The following is a 21,803-nucleotide window of genomic DNA, read 5'->3' on the forward strand; positions in this document are numbered from 1 at the left end:
AAAGTGATCAGGCGCTGACAGGTGAGGTGTGAACAACCGGTGCGGGTTCGCGGTATTCAAGGTATTGACGCTGGATGGCGATATGGTCGGCCACGTACTTGGCGTCATGCCACACGCCCCAGATAAACGACGAGCCCCGGCGCGACTGCCATGGCAAACCGAGGAAGTAGATGCCCGACTCGCTGGCCACGCCGCGCTGGTGCTGCGGCTTGCCGGCGGCGTCAAATGCATCGACCTTCAGCCAGCTGTAATCCACGGCAAAACCGGTGGCCCAGATGATTGACGTGATGCCGGCCTTGGCCAGGTCCAGTTCCAGAATCGGCTGCTTGATGCACGCGGCATCGGGAAACACGCGGCGTGCTTCGGGCTCTGGCGGCAGGTCCAGGCCGTTGCGTTCGATGTAGGCATCCGCCGCATCCAGCAGGGCCAGGTAGTTCTCGTCACCGCGGGCGAGGTTTTCCACCAGGTTGGGTTGGAAGCGGGCGACGCTGCCGTCGAAGGATTGGGTCAGGCCGACCAGGGTCATGCCTTGCTGGGCCAGCTCGCGGAAGTCGATGGTCTTGCCGCCGTGGGCGCCGCTGACCGCGATGGTCACATGCTCGCGGCCGGGTTTCATCGCGGCCTGGTCCCACTCGCCCAGCACCCCCAGCCACCAGCAGAAATCGCGGTTGCGATAGGCGCGCGGTGGGCGGTCGTGGGCACCGACCGACAGATACACCTGGCGCCCGGAGCGTTGCAGTTCATCGGCGATCTGCACCCCGGATGAACCTGCCCCGACCACCAGCACCGCGCCAGCCGACAATTGTGCAGGGTTGCGGTAGTCGGCGGAGTGGATCTGGTGCAGCGCGGTGCCTTGCGGCGCAATCGCCGGAATCACCGGCTTCTGGAACGGCCCGGTGGCCGCCACCACACGGTTGGCTTCGATCACGCCTTCGCTGGTGTGGATGGTAAAGCCTGGACGACCGACATTGCGCACCACGGAGGTCACGTCCACGCCGGTGCGAATCGGTGCATTGAACTTGCGTGCATAGGCTTCGAAGTAGTCCGCCACGCGCTCTTTCGGCGCAAAGCCATCGGGGGCGACGTTATCGAAGGCCAGGCCCGGAAAACGGTCATGCCAGGCCGGGCCATTGGCGACCAGCGAATCCCAACGGCCGGTGCGCCAGCGCTCGGCGATACGGCTGCGCTCCAGCACCAGGTGCGGCACGCCTTGTTTGCTCAGGTGCTCGCTCATGGCGACGCCAGCCTGACCGGCTCCCACCACCAGCGTGTCTATTTTTGTTATTGCTTGAGTCATGTGTCTGTCCTTGCGTAATGCAGTTGGATTCAGCTTGGGCATGGCTTCAAGGCTAGGGGGAGGGCGGTTTTTAATAAAATATTATTAAGCTGGGAAGTGAGCATAAATATCGGATGCAGGCTCACCCTATCGGGTGATTTCGGCGACGGGGCAGGTGTGTGACCATCCTGGCAGTTCTTTCAGCGAGTGTTTGAAGTGGAAAACGACCGGCTTTCTTCTGCGCAATGGTTCGAACAGATGGCCCGGGTGACCGACAGCATCGGGCAATCGGGGTTCGCCGCGATCCTGTTCGAGGCCCTCGGCTGTATCTATCCGATTCAGGCCACCACGCTGTATTTCTACCCGCGTGGCGGCATGCCCAGTGCGTTGTTCGAGCTGGAAGGGCCGTGGTTGCCACAAGGCAATGTGCGCCAGTACCTGTCGGGGTTTTATTTGCTCGACCCGTTTTACGGGGCCTGCGTGGAAGGCGTCAGCTCCGGGTGTTACGACCTGGCCGACGTCGCCCCCGATCACTTCGAACTCAGCGAATACTTCCAGTCGTTTTACCGGCACTCGCACCTGGAAGATGAGCTGAACTACATCCTGCAGTCGAGCAACGGCTCGAGCCTGGCGGTGTCACTGGCCTTTACGCAAAAGCTCGACGCCGCCATCACCCAGCAATTCAAGCGCATCGCCCCATGGGTGCTGGCCGTGCTGGGCAAGCATTTCGTAGGCCTGGATGCCCACGGTGCGCGTTTCGAGAACCTGCTGGAGCAGCGCATTCACTCGGCGTTGAACAACTTCGGCTCGTCGATATTGACCGAGCGCGAATGCCGGATCGCCCAACTGATCCTGCGGGGGCATTCCACCCGCTCGTTGGCCGAGCGCCTCGAGGTCTCGGAAGACACTATCAAGTCCCACCGCAAACACATCTACACCAAGCTCGATATCGGCGCGCAATCGGAACTGTTTGCCTTGTTTATCGATTCGTTGGCCGAAGCCCAGGGCGTCCTGAGCAAAGACCCCCTCGAAAGTTACATGAGCAAGCACCGCTGAGCGGCGTTGCTCGCCCTTGCGTCACTACTAATAAGAGAGAAATACCATGAACGTACCCGCCCAACTGAACCGCCTGACCGAGGACTACCAGAAGTCGGATGCGGCTCACCACATCCATGCCTTTGTCGATCAAAAAGCGCTGAACGCCGAAGGCCCGCGGGTGATGGTGCGAGGTGAGGGCCTCTACCTGTGGGACAGCGAAGGCAAGCGTTACCTGGACGGCATGTCGGGCCTGTGGTGCACCCAGCTGGGTTACGGTCGCAGGGATTTGACCGCTGCCGCTGCTACGCAGATGGACCAGTTGGCGTACTACAACATGTTCTTCCACACCACCCACCCGGCGGTGATTGAGCTGTCGGAGTTGCTCTTCAGCCTGTTGCCGGGCCACTACAGCCACGTGATCTACACCAACTCCGGCTCCGAGGCCAACGAAGTGCTGATCCGTACCGTGCGCCGTTACTGGCAGGTGGTCGGCCAGCCGCAGAAAAAAATCATGATCGGTCGCTGGAACGGCTATCACGGTTCCACCCTGGCCGCGTCTGCCCTGGGCGGCATGAAGTTCATGCACGAGATGGGCGGCCTGATTCCCGACGTTGCGCACATTGACGAACCTTATTGGTACGCCCATGGCGGCGAGCTGACGCCGGCCGAGTTCGGCCGCCGCTGCGCCTTGCAGTTGGAAGAAAAAATCCTCGAACTGGGGGCCGAAAACGTCGCCGGGTTTATCGCCGAGCCGTTCCAGGGCGCGGGTGGCATGATCTTCCCGCCTGAAAGCTACTGGCCCGAGATCCAGCGCATTTGCCGTCAATACGATGTGCTGCTGTGTGCCGATGAGGTGATTGGTGGCTTTGGCCGTACCGGCGAGTGGTTCGCCCATCAGCACTTCGGTTTTGAGCCGGACACCCTGTCCATCGCCAAAGGCTTGACCTCCGGTTACCTACCGATGGGCGGCCTGGTGCTAAGCAAGCGCATGGCCGATGCGCTGGTGGAGCACGGCGGCGTGTTCGCCCACGGCCTGACCTATTCCGGGCACCCGGTGGCAGCTGCGGTGGCGCTGGCCAACCTCAAGGCGCTACGGGATGAAGGCATCGTGCGCCAGGTGAAGGACGACACCGGGCCGTACCTGCAAAAAATCTTGCGCGAGGTGTTCGGCAATCACCCGATGATCGGCGAGATCCAGGGCACGGGCCTGCTTGCGGCCTTGCAGTTCGCCGAAGACAAGACCACGCGCAAACGCTTCGACAATGAAAACGACCTGGCCTGGCAATGCCGCACCTTTGGTTTCGAAGAGGGCGTGATCATTCGCTCGACCCTGGGCCGCATGATCATGGCACCGGCACTGGTGGCCACGCGCGCTGAACTGGACGAGCTGGTTGAAAAGACCCGCATCGCCGTCGATCGCACCGCACGGATCGCGGGAAAACTCTGAAGTGACCTGCGCGCCGCCCCAAGTTGGGGTGGCGCGCAACCTCCATCAGGCAACGCTTGAACGGCATCGATACCCTTGAATGCCGCGACGCCCTGCATCCCCATTTCCAGGAGTCACCCATGAATACAATAACGAACGTGACCGCGACGCCCCCTCATCAACCCCCACCCAAAACCGCTTCGTCCCGCCGCTTTCGGCAGCCGCTGGGTCTTATCGGACTGGTGCTGTTCGGCCTGGCGTACATGGTGCCGCTGGCGGTGTTTACCACCTATGGCCTGGTGACCCAAATGACCAAGGGCCACTTGCCGACCGCCTACATGCTGACCCTCGCCGCCATGCTGCTGACGGCCTACAGCTATGGGCGCATGGTCCAGGCGCATCCCTATTCGGGCTCGGTCTACTCCTACACCCGTAAGGCGTTTGGCGCCTACTTCGGCTTCATCGCCGGGTGGACCCTGTTGCTGGACTACATCTTCCTGCCATTGCTCAGCTATTTACTGATCGGCATCTACATGTCCGAGTACTTCCCCGGGGTGCCCACCGCCGTGTGGGTGCTTGGCTCGATTGCCCTGGTGACGGCGCTTAACCTGGTGGGCATCGAGTCCATCACCCGGGTCAACTGGATACTCATCGTCGCCCAACTGGTGTTCATCGTGGTGTTCGTGGCGTTATCGGTGCACACCCTCAGCGGGCAGTCCGCGCCGGTGTCGCTGTTGGCACCATTCCACCATGAAGGCTTCAGCGCGCCGTTGATCATGGCGGGCGCCGCGGTGTTGTGCCTGTCCTTTCTCGGCTTTGATGCGGTGTCGACCATGGCGGAGGAAACCCCCAACCCACGCCGCACCATCCCGTTGGCGATCATGGTGGTGTCGCTGTTCGGCGGTCTGCTGTTTCTGCTGGTTTCGTATTTCGCGCAAATGGTGTTCCCGGAATGGAACAGCTTCGTCGACCCGGATTCCGCCTCGGTGGATGTGATGCGCCGGGTGGGCGGCGAACTGCTGGTGACCGCCTTTACCGCAACCTATGTCGCCGGTTGCTTCGCCTCGGCGATGGTCTCCCAGGCCAGCGTGTCGCGGGTGTTGTTCGCCATGGGGCGTGACGGCGCGCTGCCGCGCGTGCTCGGCAAGCTGGTGACGAAAAAGCGCGTGCCCGCCACGGCCATCGTGCTGGTCAGCCTGTTCTCGCTGATCGCGTTGTTCATCACGCTGGATACCGTCGCCAACATGATCAGCTTCGGTGCGCTGTTTGCGTTCTCGGCGGTGAATCTGGCGGTGATCAAGCATTACCTGGTCGACCAGAAGTTACGCGGCAGGAAGAACTACCTGCTGTACGCCGTCGTGCCGGCGCTGGGGTTCCTCAGCACGATCTGGCTATGGAGCAGCCTTTCCAGCCTGTCGTTCACCATCGGCCTGTGCTGGATGGGGCTGGGGCTTCTGTGCCTGCTGGGCATCACGCGGGGGCTGCGGGTGAAGATGCCGGAACTGCAGATCGCCGAGTGACCCCCTCGTTTATCCATCGCCATTTATTGGGAGTACAACGTGTTCGACCTTAACTACTGGCAACAGCGTGTTGCCCACCAGACCTTCATCAACACCGCCCTGATCGGTGGCCGCTCAGTGAGTTCGGAATCCGGGGCGACCTTCGATGCCATCAACCCGGCCACCCAGCAGTTGTTGTCGCGGGTTGCAGCCTGCGGTGACGCAGAAGTCGACCTGGCCGTGCGCAGCGCACGCCAGGCCTTCGACACTGGCCCTTGGCGGCGGATGCCGCCGGTGGAGCGCAAGAAAATTTTGATCAGGCTCTCCGAGTTGCTGATGACCCACCGCGAGGAACTGGCGCTGCTCGATTCGCTGAACATGGGCAAGCCGGTGATGGACGCCTACAACGTTGACGTACCCGGCGCCGCCAATGTGTTTGCCTGGTACGGCGAGGCCCTCGACAAGCTCTACGATCAAGTGGCTCCTACGGCGCATAACGCGTTGGCAACCATCACGCGCGAAGCATTGGGGGTAATAGCGGCGGTGGTGCCGTGGAACTTCCCGCTGGATATGGCCGCCTGGAAACTCGCACCGGCGCTGGCGGCCGGTAACAGCGTGGTCTTGAAGCCCGCCGAGCAGTCGCCGTTTTCTGCCCTGCGCCTGGCCCAGCTTGCCCTGGAAGCGGGTGTCCCGGAAGGCGTGTTGAATGTGGTGCCCGGCCTCGGCGAAAGTGCCGGCAAGGCCCTGGGGCTCCACCCCGACGTGGATTGCCTGGTGTTCACCGGCTCCACTCAGGTCGGCAAGTATTTTATGCAGTATTCCGCCCAGTCCAACCTGAAACAAGTGTGGCTGGAGTGTGGCGGCAAGAGCCCGAACCTGGTGTTTGAGGACTGCCAGGACCTGGACCTTGCTGCGGAGAAGGCCGCCTTCGGCATCTTTTTCAACCAGGGCGAAGTGTGCTCGGCCAACTCCCGTCTCTACGTGCAACGCTCCATCCATGACGAATTCGTTGAGCGCCTGATCGCCAAGTCGCGGGCCTGGATGCCGGGTGATCCGCTGGACCCTGGCAGTGCAGCTGGTGCAATCGTCGACAGTCAGCAAACCGCGCGCATCATGCACGCCATCAGCCAGGCCCAAGAGGAGGGCGCCAGGCTGTTGTGTGGTGGCGAGCAGTTGAGCATCAATGGCTCCTCCAACTTTATCCAGCCAACCATATTTGCCGGTGTGACCAGAGACATGGCCCTCTCTCGTGATGAAGTATTCGGCCCGGTGCTTGCGGTGAGCGCCTTCGACACGGAAGAGCAGGTGATACAGCAGGCCAATGACAGTGTCTACGGCCTGGCGGCGTCGGTATGGAGTGATGACCTTAACCGCGCGCACCGCGTGGCCCGAGCCCTGAATGCCGGGACGGTTTCGGTCAACACCATCGACGCCCTGGATGTGGCGGTGCCGTTCGGTGGGGGCAAGCAATCCGGGTTCGGGCGTGATCTTTCGCTGCACGCTTTTGACAAGTACACGCAGCTGAAAACCACCTGGTTCCAGTTGCGTTAACTCAAGGCTGTCAGCCGGTCGTGTATTTATGCGTGCGCGACCGGCACAAGTGCAGGCAAACTCAACGCGAACTCAGAGGGTTTTGAACACCATGGTCACTCTTCGCGTAATGAGCGCTGCCGACTACGACGCCGTGCTTGAACTGATGCAGAACACGCCTGGCATCTCCCTGCGCGACGCCGACTCCCGCGAGGCCACCGAACGTTACCTGGCGCGCAATCCCGGCATGAGTTTTGTGGCCGAGATCGACGGTGTGCTGGGTGGATGCGTGATGTGTGGGCACGATGGCCGGCGCGGTTATTTGCAGCATGTGCTGGTGCTGCCTGAGTATCGGCGCCAGGGAATTGCGAACGCGCTGGTAGAGCGCTGCCTCACCAGCCTTGCGCAATTGGGCATCCGCAAATGCCACCTGGATGTGTTCAAGACCAATGACAGTGCTGCCCGCTATTGGCAGGCCCAGGGCTGGCAGTTGAGGACCGATATTGACCGCTATTCGTTTACCCGACCGGGTGACGAGAACGCCTGACGTCCATGGAGGGACAAATGCTCGAGATACGACGCGCCACGCTGGAAGATGCTCAGATAGCTTTCGACATTCGCCTGTTGGCCATACGCAGCCAATGCATTGGGGCCTATACGTCTGAGCAAATGATGGTGTGGACCCGGGGCGCCGCTGAGGACGGCTATGACGCGTTGATGGACAAGCCTTTTTACCTGGGCTACGTGGACGGTGACCCTGTGGCCACAGGGATGTTGGATTTGGCGAACAACGAAATCGGTGCACTGTTTGTGCTGCCAGGGTTTACCGGACGCGGGATTGGCAAGCAGGTGCTGGCTTATCTGGAGGCATTGGCGCGGGAGTTGGGGATTGAAGAAGTGATCCTGGACGCGACGTTGAATGCGGCGGATTTTTATCGGCGGTGTGGGTATGTGGGGACCGAGCAGGCCATCTATCATTCGCCGTCGGGGTTGCAGTTGGCCTGTATTCCTATGCGCAAACACCTGCGCCGTTCGCGCTGCCACGGAAAAAAAACGGTGGTGAGCGCGCTTGCTGTGGCGAGGGAGCTTGCTCCCGCTGGGTCGCGAAGCGACCCCAATAAAGCCAGCGCAATCTGACTGAAAGAACTCGCTGACCTTCTTGGGGCTGCTGCGCAGCCCAGCGGGAGCAAGCTCCCTCGCCACAGGTCATGTGTCGTCTTGGGTATTGAACTCCGTACGCAAACACCTGATCACCTCGCTCACCGAAGCGCCTTGAACCACCGGCGGCGTAGGGCTCTCACCAAACTCCCGCCAGATAAAAAGCGTCAGCTCCGCACCGTCGGTAGCGTTCTGCTGCGTCCCGAAATTCTGCAACACCCGATAGCGCTCATCCTGCCAGAACAGCGCTTCAACCCATCCATAAACCGGTATGAAATGAAAGTGCAGCGGGAAGCCCGGCATATGCCCGAACCGGCTGATGTAAAGCCACTTGGGTTTCAGTTGCGCTTCCATCACTCGCTGGATGTTGGCCAGCAACCCGCCCAGCTCCGCGAGCGCCGCATCGGGCATGTCAGCCAGGGAGTGTATAGGCGCCTTGGCACCCAGCATCAGGTAGCCCGGCAGCGTGGACGACAGGTGATGATTGAGCAGCCAATGCTCGGTCTCATGCACAACAAAGGATGGATCGATCTTCATCGACGGGCTTCCATGCGAAGAGGGTTGGCAGGATACCAAGAGTTGTTGCCCTGTATCCCGCAAATGCAGCGGATCTGTCTCTATCGCGGCATTCACCTTATCGGTACGGTTCATTCACACGTATTCAATGCCGAGAAAACCATGGACCTGACCGCACTCCCCTTTGGCACCACCGACTGGTCGACCCTCGAACCGGTGATGCACCCCGGCGAAACCGGCAGTGCGTATTGGCGCACCTGCCAGTTCGGCTCAACCCGCGTGCGCATGGTCGAATACAGCGCCGGTTATCTCGCCGACCACTGGTGTTGGCGTGGGCATATCCTGCTGTGCCTGGAAGGTGAGCTGCACACCGAACTGGAGGATGGCCGGCAGTTCACGCTGACTGCCGGGATGAGTTATCAGGTGGGCAATGACATGGAAGGGCATCGCTCCTCCACCGCCATTGGGGCGAAGTTGTTTGTCGTTGATTGACTCGTTAAGTACGAAGTACCCAACGATTACGGGCGGCTTTCGTTGGCGGCACGATGCACAAAAAATGAGGCGATAAAGATGAAGACCGCCGCCAGGAACAATCCCATTCCGAAGCGCAGGCCACCTTTAACGATTGTATCGAGCAGCTCTAATGCGCTATTCGACGCGTCGATTTTGTGTTTGGCCATATTGCATCCGGCTTTATGCGCAGTCAGCAGTTCGCAGTCGATTTCCGCGAGAGTGCGACCAGTAACGGCTTCGATGTTGAACTTGTCGGCGTAGGCACTCAGTTCTTTTTCGTAAAGAGTCGGTCCGGTTTGTGATATTCCGACCAAGGCAATACCAAAGGCCAATATGGAAGCCTTAAATAGCGCTGAGTAGACCTCCTTGCTGAAGACCCTTTCCAGAACGCCTTCTGCTACGGGGGCGGGACGCGACGTAGGGGCCGCTGGGATTGGAGCAGGCATTTGAGGAGTAACAGGTGCGAGAGAGGGCGCGTGTTGTAGATATCGTTCTATTACGTTTATCAGTTCCTCGTGGATCGCCGCCCGGCTGCGTACTCGTACGGTGTCGAAAATCGAAAAAAAGATGGCTGCACCAACGACGAAGAACGCGAGTCCGGCGGACCAGAAACCATCAGGCCAATGGAACACGTCATTGAGTTTGGTCAGACTCAAGGCCGTCATCAGGGTAACCAGCGCCAGCAGAAAGTTGCCACGCTCGGTTAGCTTCGCGTTGGTGTTTTTCAGGACGAGTTGATAGGCCTTCAACTCGGCTTGCGTTTTCGGCTGCTGGGTTAGTGTATCGGCCAGAACCTGGAAGCCTTTCTCCAGTAGGCGGGCTTCCTGACGAGTCAGTTCGTCCCAGTATTTCTCAGCGTTACCCAGTCGCAGGCCTATGTGGCGGAAAGTAAAATAGGTGGCGACCATATGGGCTTTGCGTTCGCTGACGTAGGCGTTTTTCAGTTTGTGCAGCACATCCATGTTTTATCTCACGGTCAAAAAGGCCCGTTAGCGTACAAGGAGTGGTGGCTCAATGACAGTATTTCGGATTTGCCTGGAGTATCTCTTTCCGTTGAGTCGTTCGACGCGCCGACGATGCAGGTCAACCCTTGCGATAAACCCCCGCCAACTCCCGCGCCAAGCCAATGAAATTCTGCAACGGCGCCGACGGATTGAACGCGCGCCGCACCAGGGTGATCGGCGCCAATAATCGTGGCCGCGCATCGCTGATACGGCAATACACCACGCTCTCGCGGTGCACATCGCGCATCGACGCGGGCACCACCGAGATGCCCTCACCGGCGGCCACCAGGCTGACGTTGGTCAGCATGCGCTCCACTTCAAAGGCAATCTTCGGCTCGAAGCCGGCGTTCTGGCAGGCCTTGATCAGGTTGGCGTACATCCCCGGCGCGCCCGGGCGGCGGACCAGGATGAAGCGTTCGTCCTTGAGGTCGGCCATGGTGATTTTTGGCTCGGCACTCTTGAGCAGAGGGTGGCCGACGGGCAAGGTCAGCAGCATTTCTTCGTTGAGCAGGCGGTGGAAGGTCAGGCTCTGGTGGTCGCCCACCGGGGCGCGGAGGATGCCGATATCGATGCGTTTTTCGATGGTGTCTTCAGTGACTTCCCGAGCGCTGCCTTCGTTGATCGAGAGTTCCACGCCCGGGTAGTGCTCGCGGTAGGCGCGAATGATCCGCGGGATCAGCGGATGGGCAGCCGCGGAGCTGGTGAAGGCGATGATCAGTGTGCCCTCGATGCCCTGGGCGGCGCGGGCGGCCTTGAGGGAGCCTTGCTCGACGCGGGCGAGGATGGCCCGCGCTTCATCGAGAAATACCAGCCCGCCGGCAGTCAGGTCGACGCCCTTGGGGTGGCGCTTGAACAGGTCGAACCCCAGCTCTTGTTCCAGGGCGCGAATCTGTTGGCTGAGGGGCGGTTGTTGCATGTTCAGGCGGGCGGCGGCGCGGGTGAAATGTCGCTCTTCGGCCACCATGATGAAATAACGTAAATGGCGAAGTTCCATGGTGGTATATCCCGTGACAAGACTTTATTATTTGTGGCCAGCATGCGCCTTGGCGACCAATATGCCGAAAGTGGCTTGATCCGACAATAACAATAAATAAAAAGACCCTGGAGCATTGATGCCATCCCGATTTTCCAATAACGCCACATTGCCTATTTTGATTGCCATTGCACTTGGTATGGTGTTGGGACTGTTTTATCCAGGCGTGGCGGTTGAAATGAAACTGCTCAGCGACGCTTTTATAAAAGTGGTCGGATTACTCATGCCGTTTCTGTTGTTTGTGTTGGTGTCGACCGGTGTGGCGGGGATCAAGCGCGAGCCCCACCATCGGCATGTAGTGGGGCGGATCGTGGTGTATTTCCAGCTGATGTCCCTTGCCGCATTGGTGTTGGGAATGTCGACGGGGTGGTTGTTCAGCCTGGACCCTACGCCAGTGGCCAACCTGGATTTTGACCACCTGACGCCGCCTGTTGCGCCGGAAACGCTCTTGCATGAGCTGTCCATGACCTCGATTTCATCCAGTCTTTACAGGGTGTTTACCCAGAGTCTGGTGCTTCAGGTGATGCTGGTGGCGGTACTGTGCGGGCTGGTGCTGGGGCGTGGCGGCAAGGTTGGCAACCGCTGTCTCGGCTGGTTGGAAGCAGCAGTCGCCGGGCTGTTCTGGCTGCTGCGTGTCATCTTGAAATTTGCACCACTGGCGGCCTTTGGTGCGATGGCATTTGTGGTGGGGAAGTACGGTGTAAGTTCTGTCTTGCCATTGTTTAAGTTTATTGTGGTTATTTACCTGGCGTGCGCGGTTTTCGTGATCTTAGTGTTTGCGACGATTGCGCGCCTGGTCGGCGTTAAATTGACTCGGTTAATTATTTATTTAAAAGAAGAGTTGTTGTTGGTGACGTTTACCGGCTCATCAGTGGCAGCACTTCCCGGCTGTGTCAGCAAACTTGAAGCGCTGGGCTGTGATCGCCAGTTAGTACGGTTGGTGCTGACCACCGGCTATACGTTCAACTTGGCCGGCACCAATATTTACCTGACCACCGCCATCATGTTTCTGGCGCATTTGGCTGGGGTGGAAATTGCCGTTCCCGAATTGTTGGCGGTGCTGGTGATCTGCCTGTTTACCTCGCTGGGGTCTACCAGTGTGGCGGGCTCGGCGCTGTTCACCCTGATTGCCACCTTGAACATCCTGCAACTGGTGCCGCTGGAAGGGGTGGGGTTGCTGTTGGGGGTGGAGCGGCTGATGAAGTGTCGGTCGTTGACCAATGTGTTGGGCAATTGTGTGGCGTGCCTGGCGATATGCGGGTGGCAGAAGTCGATTGATCGCGAGGTGTTGAAGCGCGGATTGAGTCACTGAGCCGAACACCATCTCCAGACCCAAACTCGGTCAAATGTGGGAGCGGGCTTGCTCGCGAAAGCGGTGGGTCAGCCAATAAATCTGCTAACTGATACACCGCCTTCGCGAGCAAGCCCGCTCCCACATTTAGATTGCATTTCAGCCCTTGGCGTTGAGCAGCTTGTCGAAGGCCTTGTCCAGATTGCCTTCAGCACCTTTCAGCTTCTCACGACGTTCCTTCAACCAGCTCTGGTCCGCATCGAGGTTCTTGCGCGCCTCCACCAGCATCCGCTTGACCTCTTCCGGCTGCGGTCCACCCGTGCCTTTGCGGGTCTTGACCATCGTGGTCGGCGACAGCGCCGCGCGAAAGCCAGCCTCATCCAGCGGCAAGGTATTCGGCGTCCATTTGTATTTGTCCGCCGCCTGGGTGTACAGCTTCTGCGCGTCGGCATACGGGAAGATCTTTGGTGTGGTGCCGTTGCTGCGGGCCTCGGTGACGATCAGCGACGCGAAGCTGTGACCAATGCGGAACGGCACCTTGAACTGGCGCTCCAGGGTGTCGGCCAGCTCCATCGAAGTGGTCCACTCCGACTCCAGCTCATCCAGCGCACGCTGCGGGTTGATTTGCAGCGCATCCAGCACCGCGTCCATGCTCTTGAACATCTCATCGGTGGACTGGAACAGCCCCAGTGAATCAAACGCGAACTTGTAGTCGGTCATGCCGGTGGTGACGTTGTGTGCGCGCAAGGTCACGGTCTGCGCCAGTCCGACCACGTCCGAGGCCGATTCCCGGGTGCGCATCAACAACCCCGGGTTGCGCTTTTGTGGCATCGCGCTGCTGGTGTAGGTGGACTCTTCGTCCAGCAGCAGCCAGGGGCGGATCTGATGGTATTGGGTATGGATATCGCCAATCATCGCACCGATACGGATCGCCGAAGACGCCGCGAGGTTGGCCGCTTCGATCGGGATGTCATAGGTCGACACCTGGCTCGAATCCAGGGAGTTTTCCCGCACGCCGTCAAAGCCCAGCAGTTCAGCCAGGCGTTCACGATTCAGCGGGTAAGCAGAGTTCGCCAGCACGGCGGTGCCCATCGGGCTCAGGTTGAGGCGGGTGTAGAGTTCACGAATGCGCTGGCCGTCGCGATCAAACGCGGCTTCGTACGCCAGCAGGTAGTGCGCGTAGCTGATGGGCATGGCCTGCACGCCATTGGTGTAGGCGGGCACCAGGGTGTCGACGTTCTTGTCGGCGATGTTCAACAGGCGCTGGCGGGTGGCGTTCAGTGCGTCGCTGTAGGCCAGCACCTGTGAGCGCAACTTGGCCAGGCGGTAGGTGGCGAGCATGTCCTGGCGGCTGCGGCCGGAGTGGATCAGGGAGGCTTCAGGACCGATCTTGTCGGTCATGATTTTTTCCAGTTGCAGCACATCGTCCGGACGTTTGCCGCCGGGCTGGTCGGCCTGGTCGATGGCGAAGCGCACACCGCAGGCGATCTTGTGGCCCATGTCCGGCTTGACGATGCCTTCTTCGGTGAGCATCACGATCGACGCTTTGTTGATGCGGTTCAGCCAGGCGAACTGGGTTTGGGTCGAATCGCCCTTGGCCTTGTGGGCGGATTGCGAAGAGCCCGGCGTGGCCCCGACTTTGGCCGCCTGGGCCGCGCATTCTTCGGTGGTGTTGCAAGGCAGCGCACCGGTGTCGGCGGCGTAGGCGCCGTAACTGCTGAACAGGGCAAAGGCGACGGCCAGGTGGATCAGGCTATTTTTGTTATTCATGTGCAACGCTCCGGGAAAAATCACAGCAAGGGCAGGGTGTAGCTGACGATAAAACGGTTCTGGTCGATATCGCTGCCGCTGCCATTGCTGCGATACGTGCCATTGCGCCATTTCACTTCAAGGTTCTTCAGGGCGCCGCTCTGGAACACGTAGCCGATATCGGTGTTGCGCTCCCACTCGGTGCCTTCCAGGTTACGGGTGCGCACGAAGTTGTCGCCTTTGAGGTAGCGGGTCATGAAGGTCAGGCCGGGGATGCCGAGGGCGGCGAAGTCATAGTCGTAGCGGGCCTGCCAGGATTTTTCCTCGGGGTTGGCGAAGTCCGGCGAGATCATCACGTAGTTGACGAGGTAGGAATCGGTACCGTCCAGGTGGGGAAAGCCGGTGGTACCTTTCATGCGCTGGTAAGCAGTGCCGAACGAGTGGCCGTGGACGCTATAGGTGAACTTGGCGCCGAAGGCCTGGTTGTCGATGTTGCTGTTGCCTTCCTTGCTGGAGTCGGCGTAACGCAGGTCGGTCTTGAACGACTGGGCGTCACCCAATGGTAGGGTGTGGACCAGGTTGAAGATGTGTTGCTTGTAGTTGTTTTCGAGGTTGGCGTAGTGATAGCCGGTGACGAAGGTTTTGGTCCAGGCGTAGCTGGCACTGGCGAAGTCGAATTTATCGCTGGGCACGGCGCCCTTGATGCCTTTGCCGTCGACTTCGATGTCTGCATGGCCGCTGTCGTTACGCAGGGTGTTGCGGGTCAGGCGCCCGGCGTCGAAGGTCAGGCCGGCGATGTCCTGGCTGGTCAGTTGGGTGCCGCGAAAAGTCTGGGGCAGCAGCCGGCCGTCGTTGGGCAGCACGGTCGGCAGCTTGGGGATCAGCGTGCCGAATTTCAGTACGCTTTTGGAGATCCGCGCCTTGGCGGTGGCGCCCATTCGGCTGTAGCTGTCCGGAGCCCCATCCTCGCCGACGGGAAGCAGGCCGGTGTTTTGGCGGTCTGGGCTTGAGTCGAGTTTCAGGCCTTGCAAGCCGATGGCATCGATCCCAAACCCCACCAAACCTTCGGTATAGCCCGACTGGTAATTGAGGATCAGCCCTTGGGCCCACTCATCGCGCTTGGACTGGCTCGCGTTGGGCTGGCGGTAATCGCTGTTGAAGTAGAAGTTGCGAAATTCGAGGTCGGCCTTGCTGTCTTCAAAAAAGTCAGCTTCGGCAAAGGTTGGGAAGGCGAGGGTCAAACCGAGGGTGGCCGAAGTCAGGCCCAGGGTAATGGGGGATTTGTTCATTGTTATTCCCGTTGTCTGCTACTTATTTTTAGAATTATCTGGCTGGACGGCGACAGGGAGACGCGTCCGGCTTGCGCAGGCTAACGAGTTGTTTTGCAGATTGAAAATATATAGAAAGTGTTGAGGTGAGACGAAAAAAGTATGAAGGGGACGCCCGATTTTTCAGACACTGAAGGGCCAATGTGGGAGCGGGCTTGCTCGCGAAAGCGGTGGATCAGTCAATACATCCGGTGACTCTCACACCGCATTCGCGAGCAAGCCCGCTCCCACACAAGCCCGCTCCCACATTTTGATCTGCGCCTTAGTGCATCTTGCTGTGATCCATGGTTTCCATCGAGTTCAACGCGCGGGCTTGGGCCTTGACTTCAATCGACTGCTTTTCGCCCTTGGCATTTTCCACGGTGACGGTCAGCGGCACCTGGTCGCCTTCCTTGATCTGGGCGGTGAGGTCGATCAGCATCACGTGATAGCCATCCGGGTCGAGCTTGACGGCCTTGCCGGCAGGCAACGGCACCGAGTCCACGGGGCCCATGCGCATCACGTCGTCCTTCATGGTCATCTCATGGATCTGCACGGTCTTGGCGACCGGCGACGCCACGCTGAGCAGTTTGCTGTCGCTGTCGGCCGTCACGGTCATGAACGCACCGCTGGACGGCTGGCCCGGTACCGAGGCGCGTACCCACGCGTCGGTGACCACGGCCTGTGCGCTGGCGTGTGCGGCAAGGCCCAGCAGGGAAAGACCGAGGGCGACGCGTTTGAGGTGTTGAACGGCAGTCATTAGCAGACCTCCATGACGGTGAGCAGGTCTTCTGCGCACTCTTTGGCGTTAAGCGAGGCAGACAGGCCCAGGCGCAGGGTGCCTCGGGTGTCGAACACAAAGCTGGTGGCGGTGTGGGAGAGGGTGTAGCTGTCGCCGGCGGGGATCTTTTCATAAAAGATCCCGAATTCCTTGGCGGCCACGGCGATTTCTTCCGGGGTGCCGTACAGCGCTTCGAAGCTCGGGTCGAAGGCCTTGACGTAGGCGTCGAGAATCTTGGGTGTGTCGCGTTCGGGATCCAGGGTGATAAACACCACCTGCATGATCTTGCCGTCGCGGCCCATCAGTTTTTTCGCCTGGGCCATGCGCGCCAGGGTGGTCGGGCACACGGCAGGGCACTGGGTGAAGCCGAAGAACACCACCGGCATCAAGCCGCGGAAGGAACTCAAGGTGACGGTTTCGCCGTCTGTGTTCTTGAGCTTGAAGGTACGGCCCATGATCTTGTCGCTCAGATCCTTGCCGTACTTGAAGTTCAGTTTCGGGCTGTTGTCACAGCCGGCCAGCAGGCCCAGTCCCAGCAATCCCATGCCGGAGAGGACTTTGCGGCGGGTGAATAACGTACTCATCAACTGTGCATCCTGTGAAGCGCCTGGGTACCACGAAGCGTTAAATCAGGCGAGGAGAGCGTGGCATTCTAACAACCTGGGCCTGCAGGCGTAATCTGCGACGTTCTGTCACAGGCAGGGCCAGATACAGGAGCTGTGGTAAAGTCGCCGCCATGAAACTGACCCGCCCGGACCGCTCACTTGTTGCCTGGACCCTGTATTTTTGCGTCCTGTTCAATGTGTTCGTCTGCGGTTTGGGTCATGGGCAGATGATGGGCCTGGAGCTCAATGGCCTGGGCGGGCAGTTCTGTTCAAGCCTGGGCACCAAGGCGCCGTCCTCGGATGCCGGCCTGGGTAATCCGACGGCCAGCAGCTGGTCGAACTTCTTCGCCTGCCCGGTGTGCTCCGCCGTGACCCTGGGCATCGTCTTCCTGTTTTGCCTGGCCTGGCTGTTGGGCCTTGGGCAAAAGCCGCGCCCGGCTCATGAGCAGCGTAACAAGGCGCCTCCGCGGTATTCCTGGCCCTCGGCCAACCCTCGCGCTTCCCCTGCATTCTGACGTGTGCCTTGGGCCTCCTGTTACCAGGAGGCGTTCTATCGTCACTAGTGTGAGTGCGTTTCATGAGCTCTATCCTGCCTTCCGGCGCTGCCCGCCTGGTCAGCAAGGCGTCGCGCCGTCCGTCGCGAGGCGACGTGTTGTTGCCATCTGTCGAATACCCGAGTAACGCCCGCTGTTTCGTCCACCTGGATGCACGGTTGCTGCCGTATTGGCACACCTTGTTCGACATCTGCCCTGGTTTGCTCAAGCTCGACCCGCCGGAGGGCTTGAACCTGTTTCGCAGTTTCATGACCTGGGCCTACCGCAACCGTCCCTCCCTGAACTGGACTTACCATGTGAGCGTGTGCCGTTGGTTGCTCGGCTCGGTGTATCGCACGCAGATCGATGAAGAACCCATCGAAGCGTTCATGACAGCGGCGGCGGCCCGTTGGGTCAGCGATGACACCAGCCAGGCCCGGGGCTTGGTTCTGGCCTGGCAAGGTTCACCCCTGCAAGTGGTGGATTGGAAGCAGGGCAGCGGCGTACCGCTGCAGAAACTGCCGCCGCTGCCCGGGGATTTCGCCTGGTGCGCGCTGGATAGCCAGGGGCGGTTCAGCGGGTGGTTGCCGGTGCCTTGAGGTTTTGCTTGATCCACTGGGCAACAACGTTTACCGGATCTAAAAGTTTGCCTTGTGTAAGTTAAAGCGCTCACCGTATTATCCAAGCATGTTCTTGGTTATATGCCGAGAGCCTGATTTGCCCTTCAGCAGACAAGGAGGTTTGGATGAGCGTCGAGGCATGGCTGCCGGATGGTTCCGCCGGGTTATTCCTGGGCACTCAGGCTTTGGGCTTGAGTGTCTGGCTGACCCTCGCCGTGGTCAACAACGGGCAGGCTTTTCGCAGCTCGGTCGGTGCGGTGGGTGCGACCATGGCCATGGCGCCACTGCACCAGGCTCCGACCATCGATATACCTCTGTTGAGGCGCGCTGTGCGTTCCCCGCGCCTGCATCAATTGGCCCTGCTGATTGTGTTGGCGCTGCAAGTGATCGCGGCAGTGGCGGCATGGACCGGCAGCTACCAGTTGGTCCTCGGTGATGGCCTCTCGGCCGCCCGGCCATGGCTCAATCTCGCCCTCAGCGGCTTCTCGGCTTTCGTGTTTGCGATGCTGCTGGGAGGCTTGTGGTTCGGTTACTGGATTCGCCAGGAGGGCTTGCAGCTGACGCACTTGGTGCTGGCGATCTGGGCGCTGTTGGCGTTCGCACTGTTCAACCTGCAATGGGCCTGACTTCGGCCTGGGGCTTAGGCTGCGATGGACTGCGCAGCAATTGTGAGTCCTGAACCGTTGGTGTATCCGGGACACTGCGGCGCTGGAATTGCGGTTGCTGCGCAGCCCATCGCAGCCTCTTTCTTACGGGCGGCGAGGCTGGATGCTGTAGGCGCAACGTCGATCCCCGGAAATCAAATGCTCGCGCCGTTCAACCACATTCTCATCGCCGAGCGCCGCCTGGAAAATCTGCAGCTCCGAGCGGCAGAAACCCTGGCATTTGCGGGCGGCCACGCAGATCGGGCAGTGGTTTTCCACCAGTAGCCAGCCATCGTTCAGCGGCTCCATCTGCGCCATGTACCCGGCGCGCTCGCGAATCTGCACCAGGATCTCGACTTTCTCCCGCAAGCTGGATGCGACGGAGCAAGCCTGGATGTATTCATGCTTGGCGGTCGCCTCCATGCTGGCGATGACTTTTTCCACGCCTTCGCTGCCAAAAATCCCTTCGATGGACTCGATCAGGTGCAACGTCAGCACGCTGTGGGAATCGGGGAATTTGCTTTGGGCGGTTTCGGTCAGAGTCCACTTCAACGATGGCCGGCCGGCACCCGAGATGGGGGCTGATACGCCGACGATCAACTCCGCGACCTGCAACTTCTGGATTTGCTGGCGGGCGGCTTCGGAGGTGATGTCCAGCAGCGCAGCCAGGTCCGTGGTTTTCAGTGGGCCACGGGTCTTGAGCAGGAACAGGATGCGGTCCCCGGTGGATGCCTGGCTGTCGTCGGTGGGTGTGGCGTTCATAGATCGGGAATAACCGTGGAAGTGACCGGCTCATTTGACCACAGCACGCATGTTGAGGCACCCCTTGATGCGCCTGAAGGTACGGTTCCAGTTGATTTGTATCGAAAGCATTCTGCTGGCCCATCACGCATTTTTCCCTCGCTACTATCGGCCGCCTGCCCAACCCACGAGGGAAAAGGAATGAGTGAGACCCCCGATAGCCTGATCACACCACCCGAGGGATACAGCGATTGGCTGTCCGATCTCAAGAGTCGAATCCACTCCGCCCAGCAGCGCGCCACCCTGGCGGTAAACCGCGAGCTGGTGTTGCTGTATTGGCAAATCGGCCAGGATATTTTGACCCGGCAAGCACGGCAGGGCTGGGGGACCAAGGTGATTGAGCGGCTGGCGCAGGATTTGCGTTCAGCGTTTCCGGAGATGAAGGGTTTTTCGCCGCGCAACCTGAAGTACATGCGTGCATTTGCCGAGGCGTGGCCGGATTCCGAATTTGTGCAACAGGCTGCTGCACAATTGCCTTGGGGCCATAACCTGGTGTTGCTGGACAGGCTGCCCGGCCCCGAAACCCGTCGCTGGTACATTGCACAGGCCATCGAGCACAACTGGTCGCGTAACGTCCTGGTGATGCAAATCGAAGGTCGCCTGCTGGAGCGCAGCGGCAATGCGGTCAGCAACTTCGAGGGACTGCTGCCCAAAGCCCAATCCGACCTGGCTCGCGAATCACTTAAGGATCCTTACCGCTTCGACTTCCTCGGCCTGTCCCTTGACGCGCAGGAACGTGAAATCGAAAACGCCCTGGTCAAACATGTCACCGATTTTCTGCTGGAACTGGGCGCCGGTTTTGCCTTCGTGGGGCGGCAAGTATTGCTGGATGTGGGAGGTGAGGAGTTTTTCGTCGACCTGCTGTTTTATCACCTCAAGCTGAGGTGCTATGTGGTGATCGAACTCAAGGCCGGCAAATTCAAACCCGACCATCTGGGGCAGTTGGGCTTTTACCTCGCGGCGGTAGACGCCCAGCTCAAGCACCCGCAGGACAGCCCCACCATCGGCCTGCTGCTGTGCAAGAGCAAAAACGAAGTAGTGGCCGAATACGCCCTGCGTGATAGCTCGCGTCCTATCGGTCTTGCCGAGTATCAACTGGTGGAGTCACTGCCCGCAGAGCTGCAAACCAGCCTGCCAAGCATCGAACAGATTGAGCGTGAGCTGGCATGCGACCGGCCCCCGATGGCAAGCAGTTCGTAACGCTGTGCCGGCAGACTGGACATTGGCAATCGCGTCGGCACAATAAGCGCCTTGAAAGGAACTCACCCAAGGAAAGTCATGGCCCGACGTATTCATTCTGCCTATCCAATGTTGTTGCTCGCTGGCGTGCTGATGGGCGCAGGGATGCCTGCCAGTGGCGCGTCCTTCGATTGTAAAAAGGCCTCCACCGCGGTGGAAAAGACCATTTGCGCCAGCCCTGAATTAAGCGAACTCGACACTACGCTGGGCGTGTACTACAGCCAGGCAATGGCCAAACTGGCACCCGACCAGCGCGACGAACTGCGCCGTGGCCAGCGCACCTGGCTGCAGACTCGCAACGCGTGTGCCGGTACCCCAGAACAACTGCCCGGCTGCCTTCAATCCCAACTGAGCCACCGAGTGGTCGAGGTGGGAACCATCATCCACAAAGACACCGCTGCCCTTGACGCAATCATTGCCAGTATTCCATACCATCCGGCCCAGGCAGCAGAAGGGCTCAGGCGCTACCCGATGAACGAACTGGCCGCCGCCTGGCTGGTTTACTTGCAGCGTTTTGAGCCCGGCAGTGGCGTCACGGAGAATGAGGCCGAGGAGAATCGCAGGCAGGTCATCGTTGCACTCAAGGAAGACAGTTTTCCCTGGTCGATCTGGCAGGACCTGCAAAACGATCCCGCCGTCAGCCGTGACCGGGTGACATTGACCTTGCTGCGCATGATGATTGAGCGCCAACAGTATCAGCTGTTCGCCGACCAGCGCCCCTATGTGCACTGCTTTGTCTTCAGCCGGCAGGGCGAGGTCGCGTATGAGTCGTTCGGGTCGTTGTACGGTTCCACCCGCGACAGTTTTGCGCCGATCTGTGCCCCCCAAGGTGATCTGTTTGCACAGCCGGCATGGAAGCGGTTGGACGACAGTTTGTCCGAGCCTTTGTCCACGGCCTCGCAGAACGAGGGCACGATCCGCTTCGCCAGCTATGCCGACTGGAGCGCTCTTTCGCTCAAGGCCACTGCGTCGCCTCGGCTGTTTCTCCAGCCAGGCGCCGCAGGGAAGGGCCAGGATCCTGAATTAACCCTGCGCAACTGGGGCGCTGATAAACAATGGCCCACCAAGCAACGCCAGCAGGCGCTGGCTGCCATTGAGCCAGCGCGCCAAGCGACGAGCGACTGGTTGCAGCGCGAGCGGGGCTTCTCTGTTGTTGATGCCCGGCAAGCGTCCCGGGAAATCGTTCGGCAGTGGTTGAACGTGCGCCTGGACTTTATCGGTGGCCCAAGCGAGCTCTAGT

Annotated in this window: 21 protein-coding genes and 1 pseudogene; 13 read left to right on the top strand and 9 right to left on the bottom strand. The window is 59.9% G+C overall.

All coding sequences use genetic code 11. The annotated features are described in order from the left end of the window. Window positions 1-7: 7 nt before the first annotated feature. Window positions 8-1,339: a flavin-containing monooxygenase gene (locus D109_RS0100450; protein ID WP_371103559.1), complete on the bottom strand. Its 1,332-nt coding sequence runs from the start codon at window positions 1,337-1,339 to the stop codon at window positions 8-10. A gap of 195 nt (window positions 1,340-1,534) precedes the next feature. On the opposite strand from D109_RS0100450, the gene D109_RS0100455 reads away from it, so the two are divergent. The 6 genes and pseudogenes from D109_RS0100455 to D109_RS0100480 all read left to right on the top strand — a co-directional run. After that, window positions 1,535-2,332, top strand: a complete 798-nt coding sequence (locus tag D109_RS0100455) for a helix-turn-helix transcriptional regulator (protein WP_050555028.1) — start codon at window positions 1,535-1,537, stop codon at window positions 2,330-2,332. A gap of 46 nt (window positions 2,333-2,378) precedes the next feature. Then, entirely contained in the window at window positions 2,379-3,761 is a 1,383-nt protein-coding gene (locus D109_RS0100460; RefSeq protein ID WP_017475130.1) for an aspartate aminotransferase family protein, read from the top strand. 119 nt (window positions 3,762-3,880) lie between these two features. Then, window positions 3,881-5,260, top strand: a complete 1,380-nt coding sequence (locus tag D109_RS0100465) for an APC family permease (protein ID WP_017475131.1) — start codon at window positions 3,881-3,883, stop codon at window positions 5,258-5,260. Between the two features lie 39 nt (window positions 5,261-5,299). Beyond that, a complete protein-coding gene (locus tag D109_RS0100470; RefSeq protein ID WP_017475132.1) occupies window positions 5,300-6,790 on the top strand; it encodes an aldehyde dehydrogenase in 1,491 nt (496 codons plus the stop codon). Between the two features lie 28 nt (window positions 6,791-6,818). Beyond that, entirely contained in the window at window positions 6,819-7,316 is a 498-nt protein-coding gene (locus tag D109_RS0100475; protein WP_152416317.1) for a GNAT family N-acetyltransferase, read from the top strand. Window positions 7,317-7,333: 17 nt separating this feature from the next. Continuing rightward, window positions 7,334-7,795 (top strand): annotated as a pseudogene (locus D109_RS0100480) (GNAT family N-acetyltransferase); the annotation flags it as partial. 180 nt (window positions 7,796-7,975) lie between these two features. On the opposite strand, the gene D109_RS0100485 reads toward D109_RS0100480, so the two are convergent. Then, window positions 7,976-8,464, bottom strand: coding sequence for an HIT family protein (locus D109_RS0100485; protein ID WP_017475135.1), 489 nt, complete (start codon window positions 8,462-8,464; stop codon window positions 7,976-7,978). Window positions 8,465-8,605: 141 nt separating this feature from the next. On the opposite strand from D109_RS0100485, the gene D109_RS0100490 reads away from it, so the two are divergent. Continuing rightward, the gene (locus D109_RS0100490; protein ID WP_026077681.1) at window positions 8,606-8,935 is read left to right on the top strand and encodes a DHCW motif cupin fold protein; all 330 of its coding nucleotides are present in this window, start codon (window positions 8,606-8,608) and stop codon (window positions 8,933-8,935) included. A 26-nt stretch (window positions 8,936-8,961) separates the two neighbouring features. On the opposite strand, the gene D109_RS0100495 is transcribed toward D109_RS0100490, so the two are convergent. After that, a complete protein-coding gene (locus D109_RS0100495) occupies window positions 8,962-9,918 on the bottom strand; it encodes a hypothetical protein (protein WP_017475137.1) in 957 nt (318 codons plus the stop codon). A gap of 121 nt (window positions 9,919-10,039) precedes the next feature. After that, entirely contained in the window at window positions 10,040-10,954 is a 915-nt protein-coding gene (locus tag D109_RS0100500; protein ID WP_017475138.1) for a LysR family transcriptional regulator, read from the bottom strand. 118 nt (window positions 10,955-11,072) lie between these two features. Here D109_RS0100500 and D109_RS0100505 point away from each other — a divergent pair, with 118 nt between their 5' ends. Continuing rightward, a complete protein-coding gene (locus D109_RS0100505; protein ID WP_026077682.1) occupies window positions 11,073-12,305 on the top strand; it encodes a cation:dicarboxylate symporter family transporter in 1,233 nt (410 codons plus the stop codon). Window positions 12,306-12,443: 138 nt separating this feature from the next. On the opposite strand, the gene D109_RS0100510 is transcribed toward D109_RS0100505, so the two are convergent. The 4 genes from D109_RS0100510 to D109_RS0100525 form a co-directional block, all read right to left on the bottom strand. After that, window positions 12,444-14,054 carry an argininosuccinate lyase gene (locus tag D109_RS0100510; protein WP_017475140.1) on the bottom strand — a complete coding sequence of 537 codons (1,611 nt, stop codon included), beginning with the start codon at window positions 14,052-14,054 and terminating at the stop codon, window positions 12,444-12,446. Between the two features lie 20 nt (window positions 14,055-14,074). Then, window positions 14,075-15,322 carry an OprD family porin gene (locus D109_RS0100515; protein WP_017475141.1) on the bottom strand — a complete coding sequence of 416 codons (1,248 nt, stop codon included), beginning with the start codon at window positions 15,320-15,322 and terminating at the stop codon, window positions 14,075-14,077. 301 nt (window positions 15,323-15,623) lie between these two features. After that, window positions 15,624-16,100 (bottom strand): copper chaperone PCu(A)C, encoded by a 477-nt coding sequence (locus D109_RS0100520; protein ID WP_017475142.1) that lies wholly within the window; start codon window positions 16,098-16,100, stop codon window positions 15,624-15,626. Then, window positions 16,100-16,705: an SCO family protein gene (locus D109_RS0100525; RefSeq protein ID WP_017475143.1), complete on the bottom strand. Its 606-nt coding sequence runs from the start codon at window positions 16,703-16,705 to the stop codon at window positions 16,100-16,102. Before D109_RS0100525 ends, D109_RS0100520 begins: the two co-directional genes overlap by 1 nt. 152 nt (window positions 16,706-16,857) lie before the next feature. Here D109_RS0100525 and D109_RS0100530 point away from each other — a divergent pair, with 152 nt between their 5' ends. From D109_RS0100530 to D109_RS0100540, 3 genes are all read left to right on the top strand, one after another. Then, complete coding sequence (locus D109_RS0100530; protein ID WP_017475144.1) at window positions 16,858-17,241, top strand: DUF2946 domain-containing protein; 384 nt, start codon at window positions 16,858-16,860, stop codon at window positions 17,239-17,241. Window positions 17,242-17,303: 62 nt separating this feature from the next. Further along, window positions 17,304-17,858 carry a putative natural product biosynthesis protein gene (locus D109_RS0100535; RefSeq protein WP_017475145.1) on the top strand — a complete coding sequence of 185 codons (555 nt, stop codon included), beginning with the start codon at window positions 17,304-17,306 and terminating at the stop codon, window positions 17,856-17,858. A 146-nt stretch (window positions 17,859-18,004) separates the two neighbouring features. After that, a complete protein-coding gene (locus D109_RS0100540) occupies window positions 18,005-18,505 on the top strand; it encodes a DUF2165 family protein (RefSeq protein WP_017475146.1) in 501 nt (166 codons plus the stop codon). A gap of 123 nt (window positions 18,506-18,628) precedes the next feature. Here D109_RS0100540 and D109_RS0100545 read toward each other — a convergent pair whose 3' ends face one another. Beyond that, window positions 18,629-19,285, bottom strand: a complete 657-nt coding sequence (locus tag D109_RS0100545; protein WP_017475147.1) for a metalloregulator ArsR/SmtB family transcription factor — start codon at window positions 19,283-19,285, stop codon at window positions 18,629-18,631. A 180-nt stretch (window positions 19,286-19,465) separates the two neighbouring features. Here D109_RS0100545 and D109_RS01000000131650 point away from each other — a divergent pair, with 180 nt between their 5' ends. Both D109_RS01000000131650 and D109_RS0100560 read left to right on the top strand, forming a co-directional pair. Continuing rightward, entirely contained in the window at window positions 19,466-20,524 is a 1,059-nt protein-coding gene (locus D109_RS01000000131650) for a YhcG family protein (RefSeq protein WP_017475148.1), read from the top strand. 78 nt (window positions 20,525-20,602) lie between these two features. Beyond that, a complete protein-coding gene (locus tag D109_RS0100560; RefSeq protein ID WP_050555025.1) occupies window positions 20,603-21,802 on the top strand; it encodes a lysozyme inhibitor LprI family protein in 1,200 nt (399 codons plus the stop codon). Window position 21,803: the final 1 nt, after the last annotated feature.

Origin of the sequence: Pseudomonas sp. PAMC 26793, from assembly GCF_000313235.1 — a bacterium.
GTDB classification, from domain to species: Bacteria; Pseudomonadota; Gammaproteobacteria; order Pseudomonadales; family Pseudomonadaceae; genus Aquipseudomonas; species Aquipseudomonas yamanorum.